We start from the raw sequence: 18,628 nt of genomic DNA on the forward strand, positions 1-18,628 counted from the left end.
AATGCCGGAAAGACGCCGACACCACAGCCGTCTTCACCGCAATGTTCAGGGCCTGAAAACAAAAACGAGAGCCGAAGCTCTCGTTTTTTTATCGCGAAGAACCGCAAGACGTCTTACGGACGGTACACCTTCACGTTCTCAAACCCGTTTTCTTTCAGGTACAGCGCCTGCAGACGGCTCATCACCCCGCGGTCACAGTACAGCAGGTAAGTTTTATCCTGCGGCAGATCGCCAAACTGGGTAGCCAGCTTGTAGAACGGCAGATGCCGAACCTCGATGTTCTCCAGCTCCAGCGGATTCTCGTCTTCTTCATCCGGGCTGCGGATATCCAGGACGATGGCATCGGCGTCAATCTGATCCACCAGCTCGATTTCCGGCGCCTGCTCCTGGCTCTCTTTCTCGATATCACGGATATCGATCACCCGGGCTTCGGTCACCACGCGATCCAGCACCGCAAAGTCAAACTTGGCTTCTTCCGCTTCCAGCTTCTCTTTCACGGCTTTCACGGTCGGGCTTTTCGATATCACGCCGCAAAATTCCGGCATCGTCTTGGCAAAATCTTCGGTGCCGATCTCACGGGCCACGTTGATAATGTCTTCTTTATCCCAGTTGATCAGCGGACGCAGGATCAGCGTGTCGGTCACGTTATCAATATGGCGCAGGTTGGTCAGGGTCTGGCTGGAAACCTGGCCCAGTGCCTCACCGGTCACCAGCGCCTGGATCCCGAAACGCTCCGCCACCTGGCCGGCCGCGCGCATGAACATCCGCTTCAGGATCACGCCCATCTGGCCGTCATCGACTTTTTCCAGGATTTCCGCCACCACCGGCTCAAAATCAATCGCAATGAATTTCACTTTGGCCGAGGAGCCATACTTCTTCCACAGGTAGTGAGCCACCTGCTTCACGCCGATTTCATGCGCCGGGCCACCCAGATTGAAGAAACAGTAATGCACCTTGCTGCCGCGCTTGATATGCAGGTAGCTCGACACCCCGGAGTCAAAGCCCCCGGAGATCAGGCTCAGGACATCTTCCTGCGTGCCCAGCGGGAAGCCGCCCAGCCCTTTATGGCGCGCCAGGATCTGGTTCAACTTCTCGTTCTCAACCTCGATGTTAACCGTCACGTCCGGGTTTTTCAGCTTCACCGACGCCGAGGCAACGGCCTGGTTCAGACCGCCGCCCACATAGCGCTCAAGATCAATAGACGTGAAATCATGCTTACCAGTCCGCTTCGCGCGGACACAGAAGGTCTTGTCTTCGAGTTGATCGGCAACATGCGCCAACGTCTGCTCATAGATGTCGTGCATGTCCTTGAATTCGGTCTGTTTGACTTCCAGCGAATGGTGGATACCCGGAGTCTGCGTCAGCACCGCCAGCACCTGATCGCGAATGCTGTCATCTTTCGAAGTCACTTCGATGTAGCTGCGTCGGTTATACACCGCCACAGAATCGGACAAACGCTGAAGAATAATGCGGATGTTACATTCCAGGATTCTGGTGAAGCGCTTGCGAACCGATTCACTCTTCACAAAAATCTCTGGATGGGGTTTAACAATAAATTTCATAACACGCTTCGCTACACTGGGCCAAACAATACCAAAAGGCAAACAATACCAAAAGGATCAAAGGCGCGGATTATACAGCAAGCAGGCTGTTGCTGAAACAAGGATATATCCCCAAACCGTGCTCATCGCTCACGGAGGCTGTCTGCGGATACAGGGCACGACTCACGGCCCTGTCCATCCTCTTAGTGTAGGCTTATTTCCCGCCGCTGCTCAGTTCCTCGGAATAGTGCGGTTCGCCCTGCATTATCGAGATCTCGACCCGGCGGTTCGCCACGCGCTCCGCTTCGGTCTTGTTGTCATTGAGCGGTGCCGTGTCGGCCAGCCCCATCACCCGCAGGCGTTTGTGATCAAAGCCATCCACTTTTTCCATCTCCTGGGCAACCGACACCGCGCGTTGTGCGGAAAGATCCCAGTTCGAGCGATACAACTCAGAGTCCAGTTTCTGATTATCGGTATGGCCGGAAACCCGGATCACCCCGGGAACGTCTTTCACCAAATCCGCGATCTGGCGCACCAGCGGGCGAAACTTCGGCTGCAGGAAGGCAGAGCCGGCCGGAAAGGAGCCTTTCTCGCGAATCCGGATCACCACCTGCTGGCCGAAATTCTCCACTTCGATGGCCCCGTCTTCGATTTCCCGGTTCAGCGCCTGCTGCAACACTTCCATCAGCTGCTGCTGGGCCTCCATCATCTCAGATTGATCATTCTGGTTGAGCTCGGTCGACAATTGGGCACTCTGGCCACCGGTCAGTTTCCCGGCATCCCGCTGGGTTCCCCCGGCCCGATCCGACTCCCCTTCATGGAAATCCAGCGAACGCTGGGTCATGTCAATCGTCTGCTGCATGATCACTTCGATCGGTGTCGGCTCCGGACGGCCCGGACGGAACTCCTGGGCAATCACACTGGTTCCCTTGGGAATATCCTTCACCTCCAGCATGTTCTGCACCCCGAAGGCAAATTTCATCGAGCCGGCGATCTGTTTGAACTTCAAAACGTCCATCTCAGAAAACGACAGCAAGAGTACGAAGAAACACATCAACAGCGACATCAGATCGGCAAAGGTGCCCATCCATGGCGGTAGCCCCGGAGGGGGGCACTTGCATTCTTCTTCCATACGCGCCCCTTACTGATCGCCGTCGATGGTACGTTTCTTCTCGTTGAGATAGTTCTTCAGGTAGCCGTCGATCACCCGTGGGTTCTGGCCATCCTGAATCGCCAGCACTCCGTCCAGGATCAAGCGGCGATTGAGCTTCTCTTCGTCTTTGCGCAGCTCCAGCTTAGCGGCGATCGGCAACATCACCATGTTAGCCAGCATCGCCCCATACAGGGTCGTCAACAGGGCCACCGCCATCGCCGGACCGATCGATTTAGGATCATCCATGTTCGACAGCATGGCCACCAGACCGATCAGGGTCCCGATCATCCCCATCGCCGGGGCCACATCCCCCAGCGCTTTGAAAATCCCTGCCCCCTGCTCATGGCGTTCGTTAGTCAGGGCAATATCTTTCTGCAGCGTCGCCCGTACCACATCGGCATCGTGGCCATCCACCAGCAGGTCAATCCCCTTGCGCAAAAAAGAGTTCTCGACTTCCATCTCTTCCAGGGCCAGGAAGCCCCCTTTACGCGCGGCATCTGCCATTTCAACAATTTTGGCAATCAGATCTTCCGGATTATCGGTCTTGAACATAAATGCCTTGACCGCAATTTTGGTCGCGCCGAAAAACTGGCCGACGCTGTACTGCATCAACGCCACGAACGTCGAGCCACAAAATACGATCAGGATCGACTGTGTATCAATAAACATATTGATACTGCCGCCCAATACCATTGCCATGATGACAAAGGCAAAAGAGCCGATTAAGCCGATAAGGGTCGCCAAATCCACCGAGAGTTCTCCAACTTAGCCAATTACTTTGCTTGGGGTATTCTAACTAACTCAAACTGTATCGGCACCCTTGAATTTAGATTTAGCCTGGTTGTCGGCAAAATACGAAAATAACTGTTGGTCCCACAGAATCCTGTGAGATAATTTGACCCTAATACGTCTCTACGTTATTTTTCCTGCACTTAAATTACAGTGAACCCCGTATGGCAGCTAAAAAACCTGAAAAAATGGCGTTTGAAGCCGCACTGGACGAACTCGACGGCATCGTCAATGAACTGGAATCCGGTGACATTGCCCTCGAGGACGCATTAAAAAAATTTGAGCGTGGTATCGCGCTAGCGCGCAGCAGCCAGCAGAAGCTGACCCAGGCTGAACAGCGTGTAGAAATTCTGCTTCAGGCAGATGATCAAGCCCCCCTGACTGAATTTGATGCGAATAATGAATAACTCTTCATCCCTGTCATCCTCCCTGCAGTACTACCTCCAGCGGAATAACCAACAACTGGCCCAGTGGCTGGCGGCACAACCTTACGCCGAACAGACCCTGGTCGAAGCCATGAAACACGGAACCCTGCTGGGCGGCAAACGGGCCCGCCCTTATCTGACCTATGTCACCGGCCAGATGCTGGGAGCTGACTGTGATGATTTGGATACCCCGGCCGCTGCGGTCGAGTGTATCCACGCCTATTCATTGATCCATGATGATCTGCCGGCGATGGATGATGACGAGCTGCGCCGCGGCCAGCCGACCTGTCACATCGCGTTTGACGAAGCCAGCGCCATTCTGGCCGGGGATGCCCTGCAGACACTGGCGTTTGAAATTCTGGCGACCGGACAACTGAGCGAGCAGGGCGAGGCATACCGGATCCGCATGGTCCGCGAACTGGCCCAGGCTTCCGGAGCCGCCGGCATGTGTCTCGGTCAGGCACTGGATCTGGCCGCCGAAGGCCAGCAAATCTCGCTGGCGCAACTAGAAACCATTCATAAGCACAAAACCGGGGCACTGATCCGGTGTGCGATCCGCCTTGGTGCCCTGGCGGCCGGAGAGCGTGGCGTGGCCGTCCTGCCGCAACTGGACCGCTACGCAGAAGCCATCGGGCTGGCTTTCCAGGTTCAGGACGATATTCTCGATATCACCAGTGATACCGATACCCTGGGCAAACCACAGGGCTCCGACATCGCGCTGAACAAAAGCACCTACCCGGCCCTGCTCGGTCTGGGGGGCGCGCAACAAAAAGCACAGCAACTTTACCAAGAAGCGCTACAAGCCTTGGCTGCAATACCCTACAATACAGACCAACTCGAAGTTTTCGCCCGATACGTCATCGAGCGCAATAACTAAAATCAGTAAAAGCGCCAAATTATGACACTGGATATTTCAAAATACCCGCATCTGGCTCTGGCCAACACCCCAGATGAACTCCGTTTGCTCCCTGCAGACAGCCTGCCTGCGGTTTGTGATGAGCTACGGACCTATTTACTGAATACGGTAAGCCGCAGCAGTGGTCATTTTGCCTCCGGCCTGGGTGCCGTAGAGCTGACCGTGGCCCTGCACTATGTCTACAACACCCCGTTTGATCACCTGATCTGGGATGTGGGTCACCAGGCCTATCCGCACAAAATTCTGACCGGCCGCCGCGAGGCGATGCCGACGATTCGCCAGAAGGATGGTATCCATCCGTTCCCGTGGCGGGAAGAGAGCGAATACGACGTCCTGTCGGTCGGCCACTCGTCGACCTCCATCAGCGCCGGTCTCGGCATGGCGATTGCCGCCGAGAAAGAAGGCCTGGGCCGCAAGGTGGTCAGCGTGATCGGCGACGGCGCCATTACGGCCGGGATGGCGTTTGAAGCCATGAACCATGCCGGAGATGTGCATTCCGACATGCTGGTGATCCTCAACGACAACGAGATGTCAATTTCGGAAAACGTCGGCGCCCTGAACAATCAACTGGCGCGGATCCTGTCCGGCAACCTCTATACCACCTTCCGCGAAGGCGGCAAGAAAGTGCTTTCCGGCGCGCCGCCGATCAAAGAGCTGGTCAAACGCGCTGAAGAGCATCTTAAAGGGATGGTGGTGCCCGGCACCATGTTCGAAGAGCTGGGCTTTAACTATATCGGCCCAATCGACGGCCACGATGTGGGAGAGCTGGTCAAAACGCTGAAGAACATGCGCAACCTCAAAGGGCCGCAGTTCCTGCATATCATGACCAAAAAAGGCAAAGGGTATGCGCCGGCGGAAGCCGATCCGATCAACTACCACGCGGTGCCGAAGTTCGACCTGACCCAGAATCCAATCCCGAAAGCCAAGAGCCTGCCGACCTTCTCCAATATCTTTGGCGACTGGCTGTGCGACATGGCCGCCAAAGACAGCAAGCTGATGGCGATCACCCCGGCGATGCGTGAAGGCTCCGGCATGGTCCGCTTCTCCAAAGAATACCCGGATCAGTATTTTGACGTCGCGATTGCCGAGCAGCATGCCGTCACCCTGGCAACCGGGATGGCCATCGGCGGCTATCACCCGGTCGTGGCGATTTACTCGACCTTCCTGCAACGCGGCTATGATCAGCTGATCCACGATGTCGCCATCATGAACCTGCCGGTGATGTTTGCCATCGACCGCGGCGGTCTGGTCGGTGCCGACGGCCAGACGCACCAAGGCTCGTTTGATCTCAGCTATATGCGCTGTATCCCGAATCTGGTGATCATGGCACCGAGCGATGAGAACGAATGCCGCCAGATGCTCTACACCGGCCACATGCACCAGGGGCCGAGCGCAGTACGCTATCCGCGCGGCAGCGGCACCGGCATCACGCCGGAGCGCGAGATGACGGCACTGGAAATCGGCAAAGGCGTGGTGCGCCGTCAGGGAGAAAAGATTGCGATCCTCAGCTTCGGCACCATGCTGGGCTACGCGCTGGAAGCGGCCGAAAACCTCAATGCCACAGTGGCAGACATGCGGTTTGTCAAACCGCTGGATGAGGCGCTGATCCTGGAACTGGCCGCCAACCATGATGTGCTGGTGACCGTTGAAGAGAATGCCATCGCTGGCGGTGCCGGCAGCGGCGTCAATGAATTCCTGATGAAGCAGAAAGTCCTCAAGCCGGTGCTGAACCTGGGCCTGCCGGATCGCTTCATCGAGCAAGGCACCCAGGCCGAGCTCCATGCCCTGCTGGAGATTGACGGCCCGGGCATCGAAAAGCAGATCCGCGCTTACCTGGACTAAGTCCGCCCTTCTCGTTCAACGCGTTCAAACGGCTCCCTTGCGGAGCCGTTTTTGTCGTTACTCCGAAGACGTCACACGTTTCATCACCGCCCCTTCATAACCGCCCAGCTCAATATAGCGGATCGGCTCGCTCAGGCTACCGTCATAATACACCCGCTGGTAATCGCCCGGCAGCGATACCCGCAGCGGCTGAGCCAGCAGGAAACCCTGCACATCGTGCGCTTTCACCGCCCGGTACACCACCAAGCCGTCACTGTAACGGCGCGCCATCACCCCTTCATTCGGCACCGCGCCATACCAACCGCTCCGGTAGAGCCAGAACCAGTTGGCCGGCAGCAATGGAATATTGCCCAGCTGGGTGGCCGTACTCTTCGCGCTGTCCTTGCCGTTCACCCACTGCACCAGCTTATAGCCGCCGGGCGGGGCGATCGGGTGACCGATATCGACATTCAGCATCCCGGTCGGCTGGTAGGCCCAGTTCTTCGGCACGCCCCCGCGGTACCAGTTGCGCGCCGTGGTGTTCCCGCTGCCATACAGGTGGGTTTGATTCCAGCTGTGATAGTAAGTCAGCCCCGGCAAATTAAAGAAATAATACTGCGCCAGACCGGTTTCGATATCCAGCTGCCAGGCCCGGGCCGACGTCGGTGACAGATCACTTCTGCCGCCCTTCACCGAAGCCATGATCAGGCTTTTGTCCCCGGCTTTGCCCAGTGCAAACTGCTCCCAGCCCTGCTGCATCCGCGTCAGCCCCATCGACGGATGGAGATAGTGCTCCCGCAGCCAGAGATCGACCACTGACCGCAGCTCGGCCGGCCAGACCGAATCCTGCCACACGTTCAGGCGCGAAATATTGGCCGCCAGCCAATGGGTATCGGTGCGCTGTTTCACCAACTGTAAAAAATCGGCCTGCTGCGCCGCGTAAGTGGTGGCCGCCGAAGCCGTTCCGGCCCGCTCGGACAGCTCTGCAATCCGGCCCCCCTGAGTCACCCGGAACTGATTCTCGCCCAGCAGCTTGGCCATATCATCGTTGTAACCACCGCTGAGCCCCTGGCGCAGCCAGTCGGCCTGATACCAGCCCGCTCTGAGCTGATTCCAGACCGGATCTGCAAAATTCGTCCGGTACCAGCAGGTGCCGGGCCATTGGTGACCGGCCGGGATCAATCGGGCCTGATGGCGAAAGCGGGCACTGGCATTGCCGTTCGCCCGATCAGCAAATTCAGCATCATCAATGTAACCGTCCCCATTGCGATCGTTTTTCCCATCCCACCCCGGAATGGCTAAACTGCCCGGCTCCTGCGCCAGCCAAGGCTCAAACCGCAGCCCGTGCACCCGGGTGGCCATCGGCCACTGGAGCCGGATCATCCAGGTTTTCAGGCCATTCTGCAGGCCGCGCTTACCACTGTTAAGCTGACGCCCCTGATACACGGCCCTGACACTGTGCCAGGCGCCAGCCTGCACCATTGTACCGGTCTGGATCAGCTGTTTTGCCTCGCCAACCTGGCTCTGCCAGCGCAGCGCCACCGGCTGCCAGTCCCCGACGGCTCCCGCGTCATCGGCAACGGCCCGGCTCGCCTGCGGCGGCTGAAGGGCCGTGATCTGCACGCTGTCAAACGGATAAGAGGCCATGGCGATCAGGGCATCGCCGGGCTGGAGGGTGAGCGGAAGACGAGCAGTCGAATACTGATCATTGCGAACCAGCAATAAATGGTACGGTTGAGCTTCCAGCAGGTAATCCAGACCGCTGCTGAATTGCTCAACCGCCAGCACCGTATCTTCGGCAAAGTGCAGGTAGCCGTCTTCCAGGTCCAGTCCCCGGCTCGCCGCTTCGCGGCTCAGCCAAGCCGTCTGTGGACCGGGGCGACAATTGAGCTTTTGGCTGTAGATGTAGCCGATGGCAATCAACGACTCGTTGACCGTGGCATCGTGCATGCTCCCCAGCACCAGATCAGCGTGACGCCCTTCCCACTGTTTCACCGCATCCGCGGTATCGAAGTAAGAGGTGGCCTCCGGCTCATCCCACCCGCCGGGCAGGACCCAGGCCGTACCTGTCGAAGGAAAGACTTGGGAATAGCCCGGAAACACGATCCAAACCATCAAGAGCAAGGCGCACCGCCACCACCGATTCAGCATGACTCACCACAGGTTTCACCGGATAACTTACTTACAGCCTAGTCGATGTGCAGCTAGTCTCCTGATTTTTATTATTTTTCTTAAAAATAAAACACCGCGCGAGTGCGCGGTGTTTTTCCGTGTGTCATGCGGGAAATTACCAGCCTAGGCCGTAGCCCAGAGCCCATAAGCTGATCATCGCCATCACCCCGGCCAACAGATCATCGGCCATGATCCCGAGCCCGCCGTGAACATGCTTGTCCAGCCAGCTGATCGGCCACGGCTTAACCATGTCAAAAAAGCGAAACAGCACAAAACCGGCCAGCAGCCACTGCCAATTCACCACTGGCGCAACCGCCATGGTGATCCAGAAGCCGACAAACTCATCCCAGACAATACTGCCGTGATCATGCACGCCCATATCATCGGAGGTTTTCTGACAGATAGTGATCCCCACCAGCGACGCCACCAGGATCAGAAGCAGGTAGAGGGTAAACGGCAATTCGGCCATCAACAGGTAAAACGGGACCGCAGCCAGCGTGCCCATGGTACCCGGCACCACCGGCGACAGGCCGCTACCGAAGCCGGTGGCCAACAAATGCCAGGGATTTTTCAGGTTAATTTTATCTTTTGGATTTGCCACAAGTTACTCCGCAAAGTGGTCATAGCCATGAAGCTGCCAATCCAGCGGCACCTCACCGCGCATTAGGGTGATCCCCTGACCGGAGCGGAGCTGACCGATACAGGTTGCCTGAACCCCACTGTGCGCCAGCGCAGTCTCGATCGCGCCGCGATTTTGCTCCGGCACGGTAAAGCAAAGCTCGTACTCTTCGCCGCTGCTCAGGGCCAGTTGCAAGGCGCGATCCCGCTCTGGCGCAAACCGGCACAATTCCGGCGACAGCGGCAGTTTATCCACATCGATCACCGCCGCCAGGCCGGAGCGGGTCAGGATGTGGCCGAGATCGGCAATCAGGCCGTCAGAGATATCCAGCGCGGCGGTTGCAATGCCACGCAGGGCCTGTCCGGCCAGGATCCGCGGTTGCGGCAGATAATGACGCGCCAGCAGACAGTCCCGAAGCTGCGGGTCTTCCACCTGCTGTTGCCCCAGCACCAGTGCCAGACCGGCGGCACTGTCGCCCAGGTTGCCGGTGACGTACACCCAATCGCCCGAGTTCGCTCCGCTTCGGGTCAGCGCCTCGCCCTGTGGCACAAAGCCATGCACGGTGATGGTAATGCTGAGCGGGCCCTTGGTGGTATCCCCGCCGACCAGCTGAACATTGTAATATTCAGCCAAGGCAAAAAAGCCCTGACAGAAACCGGCCAGCCAGATCTCATCCGGCTCGGGCAGGGTCAGTGCCAGCGACACCCAGGCCGGAGTCGCGCCCATGGCCGCCAGATCGCTCAGGTTGGAAGCCAAGGCTTTATGGGCGACTCTGGCCGGATCGGCCTCAGCCAGAAAGTGGGTTCCCGCTACCAGGGTATCGGTACTGACGGCCAACTGGCTGCCAACCGGCACCGCCAACAGCGCGCAATCATCCCCAATCGGTAAGATCACATCGCGGCGGCTGACGGCCTGATGCTCAAAATAGCGGGCAATCAAATCAAATTCGTTACTAGCCATACTTTTTCAGATCCAGATAGAAAAAAGGCCAGCTTAGCTGGCCCTCTATCGTCTTCAATCGCTTACTTTTTGTTGCGAAGTGTTGGTGCTGCTTTATCCAGCACGCCGTTCACAAACTTGTGGCTGTCTTCCGCGCCGAAGATTTTCGCCAACTCGATCGCTTCGTTAATAACCACTTTGTAAGGAACGTCGTCACGCTTGACCATTTCGTACATCGCCAGGCGAAGCAGTGCCAGTTCCATCTGATCCAGATCCTGCAGCGGGCGCGACAGGTACGGACGCATTTTGCTGTCCAGTTCCTGGTGGTTCAGAACCACACCAGTGAACAGATCACGGAAGTAGGCGACGTCTGTATGCGGAGCGGCCAGAACTGGTGCTTCAGCCTGGAACTCTTCTTCTTCAAACTTATCCCCGGACAGGAAATGTTGCTCGATATCGGCAACATTGCCTTTGGTAATTTGCCAAGAATAAATCGCTTGGACAGCAAACTGACGTGCATTTCGACGTGCGGCTGGTTTCACAGTAACCCCCATTAGGATTCGATTTGGGACAGGACATTGACCATTTCAAGCGCGCTTAGTGCAGCCTCTGCCCCTTTATTACCAGCCTTGGTACCGGCACGCTCAATGGCTTGTTCGATAGAATCAACAGTCAGAACACCGAATGCAACCGGAGTATTGTACTCCAAAGCAACCTGCGCCAGACCTTTGTTACACTCTCCGGCAACATAATCAAAGTGCGGTGTACCGCCACGGATCACAGAGCCCAGCGCAACAATCGCATCGTAACGATCGCTCTTGGCAATCTGCTGTGCCACCAGCGGCAGCTCATAGGCACCCGGGCAACGAACAACTGTGATGTTGTCATCACTCACCTGACCCTGACGTTTCAGCGCATCAAGTGCGCCTTCCAACAGACTTTCGTTGATGAAGCTGTTGAAACGTGAAATTACGATAGCAACTTTTGCATTTGGTGCCGCGATGGCGCCTTCAATAACCTTCATGGGCCTTCCTGTGACTATGTCTTTTCCGGTTTGAGAAACCGCGGGAGTCTACCACAATTTATGGGTTATACCAATTTACTTATGGGCCGCATCCCGCAATGGCATCCGGCCTCCTGTGGCTTCTCAATCCAATTCAATTTGAAATTCCCGGCAGCTTGAGCGCCGCTGAGAAGTGAACCAACGGGTTAGCGCCGGGCCCTGCTATTCGCAGATATACTCAACCACTTCCAAGCCAAAACCGGACAGCGAATGATAGCGCTGGTGCGTTGAGGACAACAGGCGCATTTTGGCCACCCCGAGATCGGCAAGGATTTGCGAGCCAACCCCGACCTGACGCGACTGATCTTTCGGATTCAGTTTCACCATCGGCTTGCCGGCTTCCTGCGCGGCCAGATGCTGGATCTTGGTCAGCGTCGCCTCTTGTGATTCATGGCGATTGAGGATCACCATCACCCCACCTTCATCAGCAATTCGCTGCATCGCTGCCGACAGGGTCCATTGCGACGCCCCGGAGTGCAGAATGTCTTTGAAGGTATCCTGTACATGCACCCGCACCAGCGTCGGCTCAGCCGGGCTGACTTGTCCCTGGCGCAACGCATAATGGATTTCGTTATCGATAGTGTCACGGTAGGTGATGAGGTCAAACTCACCGAACGCCGTCGGCAGGCGGCACTCGGCCACGCGCTCAATGGTGGTTTCGTTGGTATTGCGGTATTCGATCAAGTCGGCAATGGTGCCCAGCTTCAGGCCGTGCTTCTCGGCGAACACTTCCAGATCCGGGCGACGGGCCATGGTGCCGTCTTCATTGAGAATTTCAACGATCACGCTCGACGGCTCCAGACCAGCCAGGCGGGCGATATCACAACCGGCTTCTGTGTGACCGGCACGGGCCAGTACTCCACCCTGCTGCGCCATCAGCGGGAACACATGGCCCGGCATCACGATATCCGACGGTGTCGCATTCGCCGCTACGGCTGCCTGCACCGTCCGGGCGCGATCTGCCGCAGAAATCCCGGTGGTCACACCTTCGGCCGCTTCAATCGAAATGGTGAAGTTAGTGCTGAACTGCTCGGTATTGTCCTGCACCATCAGCGGCAGATTCAGCTGCCGGCAACGGTCTTGCGTCAGGGTCAAGCAAATCAGTCCCCGTCCGTGGGTTGCCATGAAGTTAATGGCATCAGGGGTGATCTTTTCCGCGGCCATGATCAGATCGCCTTCATTTTCGCGATCTTCATCATCCATCAGGATCACCATCTTACCCTGACGAATATCCTCGATGATCTCTGCTGCACTACTTAAAGCCATTATGTTCCCCTTCTCCTGTTTGCTCTTTATGATTTCAAGAATCCGGATTTTGCCAACAGATCCATTGTCACTGCCGGCGCTTTTTCAGCGGCGCGATCCCCCAGCATCAATCGCTCCAGATAGCGGGCGATCACATCCACTTCCAGGTTGACTTTGCGGCCCGGCTGGAAAGATTCCATCGTGGTTTCGGCAGCGGTGTGCGGCACGATGGTCAGTTTAAACTCATCGCCCCGGATGGCATTGACGGTCAGACTGATCCCATCAATCGTGATCGAGCCTTTTTCAGCAATGTATTTGGCCAGATGCGCCGGCACCCGAACCCAGAATTCAATGGCTCGGCCGGTGTGGCTCCGCTCGATAATTTCCGCCACCTCATCCACGTGGCCGGACACCATATGGCCGCCGAACCGGGTCGTCGGCAGCATGGCTTTTTCCAAGTTCACCGCCTGGCCGGTACGGTACGTCGCAAACGCGGTCCGCTGGAGGGTCTCTAACGACAAATCGGCCACATAACCCTTACCGGTCAGTGCAACCACCGTGAGGCAGACGCCGTTGGTTGCAATACTGTCTCCCAATTTTACATCGGATAGATCGAGCTTGCCGGAATCTACCGTCACAGAAATGTCTTTGCCTTTCGGAGTCAGCGCCGTAATGGTTCCGACGGCTTCAATAATGCCAGTAAACATGAAGGCGTTTCCTTAAATTGCTTGTTTGATTTGCGCGGTGATCCGAATATCCGGACCCACCATGCGAACATCCCGGATATCCAGCAGCGGTACCTGGGTCATCGTGGTCAACCCTTGCAGGTCAATCAGTCCCCGGCTGTCGCTGCCCATCAGCTTTGGTGCCTGATAGACAATCAGCTCATCGACCAGCCCGGCAGAGAGCAAGGCCCCCGCCAGCGCGGCCCCGGCTTCCACCCATACATGGTTGATATCCTGCTTCACCAGCGCGCTCATCAGGGCGTCGAGATCCAGCAGGCCGCATTCTGTCGTCGGCACCACTAGCTGCTGCACCGATGCCGGCCAGGATTCACTCCCCGCCGCACGCCGCGCAAGCAGGGTCTGTCCCGGCAGGCCAATCAGGCGATGGGCCGGAGTGATCCGGTTCTGGCTATCAATCACCACCCGGGTCGGCTGGCGCAGTGATGCCTGCGGATAATCCTGCTGCGCGGCCTCGCCCAGCTCTTCCCAGCGTACATTGAGCGACGGATCATCGGCCAGCACCGTGGCGCTGGTTGACAGAATCGCCCCGGCCTGAGCGCGGTAACGCTGCACGTCTGCCCGCGCCGCCGGTGAGGTGATCCACTTGCTCTCGCCGTTCGCCAGGGCAGTGCGACCGTCAAGGCTGGCCGCCAGCTTAAGCTGCACGAACGGCTTGCCGGTTTTCATCCGTTTGATGAACCCCGGATTCAGCGCTTCGGCATCTGCTTCGAGTAAGCCCGACTGCACTGCAATCCCGGCTGCACGCAGCATTTTCAGCCCGCGCCCGGCTACTTGCGGGTTCGGATCAACCATGGCACAGACCACCCGGGCAACCCCGGCACTGATCAGCGCCTCGGCACACGGCGGCGTCCGGCCAAAATGAGAGCACGGCTCCAGGGTGACATAGGCGGTGGCCCCTTGGGCTTTGTCGCCAGCCGCCCGCAAAGCAAACACTTCCGCGTGAGGCTGGCCGGCCTGATAGTGATACCCTTCGCCGACAATGTCGCTGCCGTGGGCAATGACACAGCCAACATTAGGATTCGGGGCAGTGGTGAAACGGCCGCGTTTTGCCAGTTCAATGGCCCGCAGCATCATGGCATGGTCAGTCGATGAAAACATCAGGGTTTGCTTATCATGGTTCAGGCGGCGGCAGGGTGCCGCCAGCACTTATTTTTCCAATCTGGCGATCTCTTCACCAAATTCACGAATATCTTCAAAACTACGGTACACGGATGCGAAGCGGATATAGGCAACTTTATCCAGCTCTTTCAGCGCTTCCATCACCAGGTTGCCAATCATTTCAGACGGCACTTCCCGCTCCCCGGTTGCCCGCAGACGGGATTTAATTGTATTAATGGCGCGCTCGATATCATCCGCGCTGACCGGCCGCTTTTCCAGGGCGCGTTGAATCCCGCCCCGCAGCTTCTCTTCATTAAACGGATCACGGCTGCCATTGGTTTTAATCACCCGAGGCATCACTAATTCTGCCGTTTCAAACGTCGTGTAACGCTCATTACAGGCCAGACACTGACGACGGCGACGGACTTGATGACCGTCTGCCACCAGACGGGAATCGATTACTTTGGTGTCATTTGCACCGCAAAAAGGACAATGCATCTTGCCTCCTCATACTCGTCGCCTCAGTGTAACCCATTTCTCGCCGCTGTTGAGCCTTCGGGCCGGGTTTTTCTTATGATTCTGGCGGATAAAACAAAACGGCACCTGAATCAGGTGCCGTTTGCTTTCACTTGCGTTTTGCCGCCCCGGTTGCGCTGCGCCGGGCGAGCTCCGCCGGATTAGGCGTAGACAGGCAGGCGCTGACAGATTTCCAGCACTTTCGCCTTGGTTGCTTCAATCACAGCAGGATTGTTCACGTCGTCCAGGATGTCACAGATCCAGCCAGCCAGTTGCTTGGCATCTTCCGCGGTGAAGCCACGACGGGTGATGGCCGGTGTACCCAGACGAATGCCTGAGGTGACAAACGGGCTGCGCGGATCGTTCGGCACACTGTTCTTGTTCACGGTGATGTTGGCCGCGCCCAGTGCTGCGTCCGCTTCTTTCCCGGTGATGCCTTTGTCGATCAGATCAACCAGGAACAGGTGGTTTTCGGTGCTGCCGGAAACAATCTTGTAGCCACGCTCCAGGAACTCACCGACCATCGCCTTGGCGTTCTCAACCACGCGCGCCTGGTATTCTTTGAATTCTGGTTCCATCGCTTCTTTGAAGGCCACCGCTTTGGCTGCAATCACGTGCATCAGCGGGCCGCCCTGCGCGCCCGGGAACACGGCTGAGTTCAGTTTCTTGTACAGATCTTCGCCGCCGTTCGACAGGATCAGACCGCCGCGAGGACCGGCCAGGGTTTTGTGCGTTGTGGTGGTGACCACGTGTGCGTGCGGTACCGGGTTCGGATAAACGCCAGCCGCGATCAGGCCCGCCACGTGCGCCATATCGACAAACAGGTAAGCACCCACTTTGTCTGCGATTTCACGCATGCGTTTCCAGTCAACGACCTGTGAGTAGGCAGAGAAGCCACCGATGATCATTTTCGGCTTGTGCTCAACCGCCAGGGCTTCCATTTCTTCGTAATCGATTTTGCCCGCTTCATCGATGCCGTAAGGCACGATGTTGTACAGACGGCCGGAGAAGTTTACCGGAGAACCGTGGGTCAGGTGACCACCGTGGGCCAGGCTCATACCCAGAACGGTATCCCCGGCATTCAGCAAGGCCATGTAAACCGCGTTATTGGCTTGTGAGCCGGAATGCGGCTGAACGTTGGCGTACTCGGCACCGAACAGTTGGCAAGCACGATCGATCGCCAGTTGCTCTGCTTTATCAACGTACTCACAACCGCCGTAGTAACGCTTACCCGGGTAACCTTCGGCATATTTGTTGGTCAGCTGAGAACCTTGTGCTTCCATTACACGCGGGCTGGTGTAGTTTTCAGAGGCAATTAACTCGATGTGCTCTTCCTGACGCGCAGTCTCTTCCTGAATAGCTGCAAAAAGTTCTGCGTCATAATCGGCAATATTCATGTCGCGCTTTAGCATCTGTATCTCCTGACTCAGATTGTTCTCATACACACCCGCAGAAGCACTAAAAAAACCGTTCTGTCTGCGAATGAATGGTAAACCGTAATTTTCGGTGAAAACTGAAAAAACATGAGGCCAGGCACCGCCTGAACGCAAACGTTTTCGTCACCTTGGTACATAGCGCTGTATTTTACAGAATTTGATCCGGATCAGATAGTCCTGATTACCCTTTTTCTTACGATTTCTACATGTTTATTTTCCATGCCTGCATGAATTCCTTTCATCTTGATGAAGCCATCATCAGCGCTCTTTAGTTCACCATCTCAATTTTGCAAGGAAATTATGAAATTAATAGTTTACAAAGTTGTACAAATTTAATGACACAGTTGAATTAGCCATTTCCGAGACCGACTTCTCGTTTTGCGGACTCACCCAGTATGATTGCCGCCAGCAAGCATCTTCAGATCCCACCGTCCTGATCACCCGGTCACGGCGCTCGGATCTAGTCAGAAACAAGGAGTCTGATTTTTTGAGCGGTTATCATCATTCCCATAAAGAGAACATCATTGCGATCCTGACCGGCACCTTTGTCGTCGCCCAGGGCGTGTTCTTTCTTCAGCAAGCCCACTTGCTAACCGGCGGCACCACAGGTCTTGCCCTTTTGCTCAGCCAGTTTATCGACCTGTCGTTCGGCCAGCTGTATTTTCTGCTCAATACCCCGTTCTACCTGATGGCTTGGTGCCGGATGAGCCGTGCTTTTGCCGTCACCAGCATTATTTCCGGCGGTCTGGTCTCGCTGATCACTGACCATATGCACTACGTCTTGGAAATCAGCCGGTTGGAGCCGCTTTACTGTGCCATGATCGGCGGCCTGCTGATGGGCCTGGGGATGCTGATCCTGTTTCGCCATCAGACCAGCCTGGGCGGGTTCAATGTGCTGGTCCTCTATTTACAGGAAAAGTTCGGCTGGTCGGCCGGCAAACTGCAAATGGGGATTGACCTCTGTATCCTGATCGCCTCCTACTTCCTGGTCAGCCCGATGACGCTGGCGCTGTCTGTACTGGGGGCAGTGATGCTGAACCTGGTACTGGCCATGAACCACAAACCCGGCCGATACAGTGGCTCGGCGGTGGCCGGTTAGTTGTCATACTGCAACCGAGCGGATCAAAAAAGGCTTGCCCACGGGCAAGCCTTTTTCATCATTTTCAGTAACGCCGCAATGCATCTTAGGCGTCTTAGATAGCGTCTTCGTCTTCTTCGCCGGTGCGGATCCGCACCACACGCTCAACATCGAACATAAAGATCTTACCGTCACCGATTTTACCGGTTTGCGCCGTCTCGATAATGGTCTCGATGCATTGTTCAGCGACATCGTCCGCCACCACAATTTCCAGCTTCACTTTCGGCAGGAAATCAACCATATACTCGGCCCCACGATACAGCTCCGTGTGCCCTTTCTGGCGTCCAAAGCCCTTGACTTCCGACACCGTCATCCCGGTGATGCCGACTTCTGCAAGCGCTTCTCGAACATCATCAAGCTTAAACGGCTTAATAACGGCTTCAATTTTTTTCATCTTTCCTCGTCCTATGCTGAGCAGAGGTCATCAACGCACAGTCTGCGCCAATTGCCTGATTAATCATGGCTGTATTATCACAGATCTGGCCGGTTAATACCAAATCCGGCGATGCAACAAACGGTTAATACCGCAGATCATGGGTCTCCATCATCTTGAGCAACAGCCAGACCGCATAGATCAGGATGCCGCTATTGATCGCCAATACCGCCAGACCGCGGTAGGCCGGTTCAATTAACAAGGGAACATACGGGATCAGGCTCATGCCAAAAAACAACGTGGCTGCGGGGATGAAAAAATACAGCGGGATGAAGCCCCACTGGTTGCCGCGAAACAGACCGAAAACCGCCGCAATACCGGACAACAGCACCAGGATCGCAATGATCCACGGCACGATGCCGATTTGCTTCACACTGAAAATCAGGGCAAAGCTTTCCAGATATCGAATCAGACAAATCATGACGAGGAGCGCTAACGCTTTCGCTGCGCTGAACCTGCGGTGGGACCCGGGTTGTTCCATTCCCTGCTCTCTTCCATAAAACGGGGGCCATCATCGTATGGCAGTCATCTTTCCAGGCGACATTTTATGAGTAAAGATTAAACAACTCAATTGATTC

General features: G+C 56.3%; 19 protein-coding genes. 4 read left to right on the top strand and 15 right to left on the bottom strand.

Annotation, left to right across the window (positions count from 1 at the left end):
• Nucleotides 1-113: 113 nt before the first annotated feature.
• The 3 genes from thiI to pomA form a co-directional block, all read right to left on the bottom strand.
• Nucleotides 114-1,562 carry a tRNA uracil 4-sulfurtransferase ThiI gene (gene thiI / locus VV869_RS09825; RefSeq protein ID WP_337734770.1) on the bottom strand — a complete coding sequence of 483 codons (1,449 nt, stop codon included), beginning with the start codon at nt 1,560-1,562 and terminating at the stop codon, nt 114-116.
• Between the two features lie 193 nt (nt 1,563-1,755).
• The gene (locus VV869_RS09830; protein WP_337734771.1) at nt 1,756-2,673 is read right to left on the bottom strand and encodes a flagellar motor protein MotB; all 918 of its coding nucleotides are present in this window, start codon (nt 2,671-2,673) and stop codon (nt 1,756-1,758) included.
• Nucleotides 2,674-2,682: 9 nt separating this feature from the next.
• Complete coding sequence (gene pomA, locus VV869_RS09835) at nt 2,683-3,444, bottom strand: flagellar motor protein PomA (RefSeq protein ID WP_337734772.1); 762 nt, start codon at nt 3,442-3,444, stop codon at nt 2,683-2,685.
• A gap of 203 nt (nt 3,445-3,647) precedes the next feature.
• On the opposite strand from pomA, the gene xseB reads away from it, so the two are divergent.
• From xseB to dxs, 3 genes are read left to right on the top strand one after another with little or no spacing between them, the layout of a single operon-like run.
• Nucleotides 3,648-3,890 carry an exodeoxyribonuclease VII small subunit gene (gene xseB / locus VV869_RS09840; RefSeq protein WP_337734773.1) on the top strand — a complete coding sequence of 81 codons (243 nt, stop codon included), beginning with the start codon at nt 3,648-3,650 and terminating at the stop codon, nt 3,888-3,890.
• Nucleotides 3,883-4,785, top strand: coding sequence for a (2E,6E)-farnesyl diphosphate synthase (gene ispA, locus VV869_RS09845; RefSeq protein ID WP_337734774.1), 903 nt, complete (start codon nt 3,883-3,885; stop codon nt 4,783-4,785). The genes xseB and ispA overlap by 8 nt, the downstream gene beginning before the upstream one ends.
• 21 nt (nt 4,786-4,806) lie before the next feature.
• Complete coding sequence (gene dxs / locus VV869_RS09850) at nt 4,807-6,666, top strand: 1-deoxy-D-xylulose-5-phosphate synthase (RefSeq protein ID WP_337734775.1); 1,860 nt, start codon at nt 4,807-4,809, stop codon at nt 6,664-6,666.
• A 57-nt stretch (nt 6,667-6,723) separates the two neighbouring features.
• Here dxs and VV869_RS09855 read toward each other — a convergent pair whose 3' ends face one another.
• The 10 genes from VV869_RS09855 to glyA form a co-directional block, all read right to left on the bottom strand.
• Nucleotides 6,724-8,760, bottom strand: coding sequence for a hypothetical protein (locus VV869_RS09855; protein ID WP_337734819.1), 2,037 nt, complete (start codon nt 8,758-8,760; stop codon nt 6,724-6,726).
• A 172-nt stretch (nt 8,761-8,932) separates the two neighbouring features.
• Complete coding sequence (pgpA, locus tag VV869_RS09860; protein WP_337734776.1) at nt 8,933-9,418, bottom strand: phosphatidylglycerophosphatase A; 486 nt, start codon at nt 9,416-9,418, stop codon at nt 8,933-8,935.
• A gap of 3 nt (nt 9,419-9,421) precedes the next feature.
• Complete coding sequence (gene thiL / locus VV869_RS09865; RefSeq protein WP_337734777.1) at nt 9,422-10,396, bottom strand: thiamine-phosphate kinase; 975 nt, start codon at nt 10,394-10,396, stop codon at nt 9,422-9,424.
• 62 nt (nt 10,397-10,458) lie between these two features.
• On the bottom strand, nt 10,459-10,929 hold the full coding sequence (nusB, locus tag VV869_RS09870) for a transcription antitermination factor NusB (RefSeq protein ID WP_337734778.1): 471 nt from the start codon (nt 10,927-10,929) through the stop codon (nt 10,459-10,461).
• Nucleotides 10,929-11,399 (bottom strand): 6,7-dimethyl-8-ribityllumazine synthase, encoded by a 471-nt coding sequence (gene ribH / locus VV869_RS09875; RefSeq protein ID WP_261600730.1) that lies wholly within the window; start codon nt 11,397-11,399, stop codon nt 10,929-10,931. Before ribH ends, nusB begins: the two co-directional genes overlap by 1 nt.
• A 201-nt stretch (nt 11,400-11,600) precedes the next feature.
• Nucleotides 11,601-12,704, bottom strand: a complete 1,104-nt coding sequence (gene ribBA / locus VV869_RS09880) for a bifunctional 3,4-dihydroxy-2-butanone-4-phosphate synthase/GTP cyclohydrolase II (protein WP_337734779.1) — start codon at nt 12,702-12,704, stop codon at nt 11,601-11,603.
• A 26-nt stretch (nt 12,705-12,730) separates the two neighbouring features.
• The gene (locus tag VV869_RS09885; protein WP_337734780.1) at nt 12,731-13,390 is read right to left on the bottom strand and encodes a riboflavin synthase; all 660 of its coding nucleotides are present in this window, start codon (nt 13,388-13,390) and stop codon (nt 12,731-12,733) included.
• A 12-nt stretch (nt 13,391-13,402) separates the two neighbouring features.
• On the bottom strand, nt 13,403-14,527 hold the full coding sequence (ribD, locus tag VV869_RS09890) for a bifunctional diaminohydroxyphosphoribosylaminopyrimidine deaminase/5-amino-6-(5-phosphoribosylamino)uracil reductase RibD (RefSeq protein WP_337734781.1): 1,125 nt from the start codon (nt 14,525-14,527) through the stop codon (nt 13,403-13,405).
• 48 nt (nt 14,528-14,575) lie between these two features.
• Nucleotides 14,576-15,025, bottom strand: coding sequence for a transcriptional regulator NrdR (nrdR, locus tag VV869_RS09895; protein ID WP_261600734.1), 450 nt, complete (start codon nt 15,023-15,025; stop codon nt 14,576-14,578).
• A gap of 179 nt (nt 15,026-15,204) precedes the next feature.
• A complete protein-coding gene (glyA, locus tag VV869_RS09900) occupies nt 15,205-16,455 on the bottom strand; it encodes a serine hydroxymethyltransferase (RefSeq protein ID WP_337734782.1) in 1,251 nt (416 codons plus the stop codon).
• 511 nt (nt 16,456-16,966) lie between these two features.
• Between glyA and VV869_RS09905 the strand changes: the two genes are divergently transcribed.
• Nucleotides 16,967-17,578 carry a YitT family protein gene (locus VV869_RS09905; protein WP_337734783.1) on the top strand — a complete coding sequence of 204 codons (612 nt, stop codon included), beginning with the start codon at nt 16,967-16,969 and terminating at the stop codon, nt 17,576-17,578.
• Nucleotides 17,579-17,672: 94 nt separating this feature from the next.
• Here the strand turns inward: VV869_RS09905 and glnB are convergent, their stop codons facing one another.
• Both glnB and VV869_RS09915 read right to left on the bottom strand, forming a co-directional pair.
• On the bottom strand, nt 17,673-18,011 hold the full coding sequence (gene glnB, locus VV869_RS09910) for a nitrogen regulatory protein P-II (RefSeq protein WP_261600737.1): 339 nt from the start codon (nt 18,009-18,011) through the stop codon (nt 17,673-17,675).
• Nucleotides 18,012-18,135: 124 nt separating this feature from the next.
• Complete coding sequence (locus tag VV869_RS09915) at nt 18,136-18,531, bottom strand: hypothetical protein (RefSeq protein WP_337734784.1); 396 nt, start codon at nt 18,529-18,531, stop codon at nt 18,136-18,138.
• Nucleotides 18,532-18,628 lie beyond the last annotated feature (97 nt).

This window comes from Photobacterium sp. MCCC 1A19761 (assembly GCF_037389125.1).
In the GTDB taxonomy this organism is placed as follows: domain Bacteria; phylum Pseudomonadota; class Gammaproteobacteria; order Enterobacterales; family Vibrionaceae; genus Photobacterium.

Excerpts from the sequence above, each read along its gene's own strand:
- glnB (WP_261600737.1), bottom strand. The coding sequence starts at position 18,011 with ATGAAAAAAATTGAAGCCGTTATTAAGCCGTTTAAGCTTGATGATGTT.
- xseB (WP_337734773.1), top strand. The coding sequence starts at position 3,648 with ATGGCAGCTAAAAAACCTGAAAAAATGGCGTTTGAAGCCGCACTGGAC.
- VV869_RS09830 (WP_337734771.1), bottom strand. The coding sequence starts at position 2,673 with ATGGAAGAAGAATGCAAGTGCCCCCCTCCGGGGCTACCGCCATGGATG.
- ribH (WP_261600730.1), bottom strand. The coding sequence starts at position 11,399 with ATGAAGGTTATTGAAGGCGCCATCGCGGCACCAAATGCAAAAGTTGCT.
- thiL (WP_337734777.1), bottom strand. The coding sequence starts at position 10,396 with ATGGCTAGTAACGAATTTGATTTGATTGCCCGCTATTTTGAGCATCAG.
- dxs (WP_337734775.1), top strand. The coding sequence starts at position 4,807 with ATGACACTGGATATTTCAAAATACCCGCATCTGGCTCTGGCCAACACC.
- ribD (WP_337734781.1), bottom strand. The coding sequence starts at position 14,527 with ATGTTTTCATCGACTGACCATGCCATGATGCTGCGGGCCATTGAACTG.
- VV869_RS09855 (WP_337734819.1), bottom strand. The coding sequence starts at position 8,760 with ATGGTTTGGATCGTGTTTCCGGGCTATTCCCAAGTCTTTCCTTCGACA.
- ispA (WP_337734774.1), top strand. The coding sequence starts at position 3,883 with ATGAATAACTCTTCATCCCTGTCATCCTCCCTGCAGTACTACCTCCAG.
- nrdR (WP_261600734.1), bottom strand. The coding sequence starts at position 15,025 with ATGCATTGTCCTTTTTGCGGTGCAAATGACACCAAAGTAATCGATTCC.
- nusB (WP_337734778.1), bottom strand. The coding sequence starts at position 10,929 with ATGGGGGTTACTGTGAAACCAGCCGCACGTCGAAATGCACGTCAGTTT.
- glyA (WP_337734782.1), bottom strand. The coding sequence starts at position 16,455 with ATGCTAAAGCGCGACATGAATATTGCCGATTATGACGCAGAACTTTTT.
- VV869_RS09885 (WP_337734780.1), bottom strand. The coding sequence starts at position 13,390 with ATGTTTACTGGCATTATTGAAGCCGTCGGAACCATTACGGCGCTGACT.
- VV869_RS09915 (WP_337734784.1), bottom strand. The coding sequence starts at position 18,531 with ATGGAACAACCCGGGTCCCACCGCAGGTTCAGCGCAGCGAAAGCGTTA.
- thiI (WP_337734770.1), bottom strand. The coding sequence starts at position 1,562 with ATGAAATTTATTGTTAAACCCCATCCAGAGATTTTTGTGAAGAGTGAA.
- ribBA (WP_337734779.1), bottom strand. The coding sequence starts at position 12,704 with ATGGCTTTAAGTAGTGCAGCAGAGATCATCGAGGATATTCGTCAGGGT.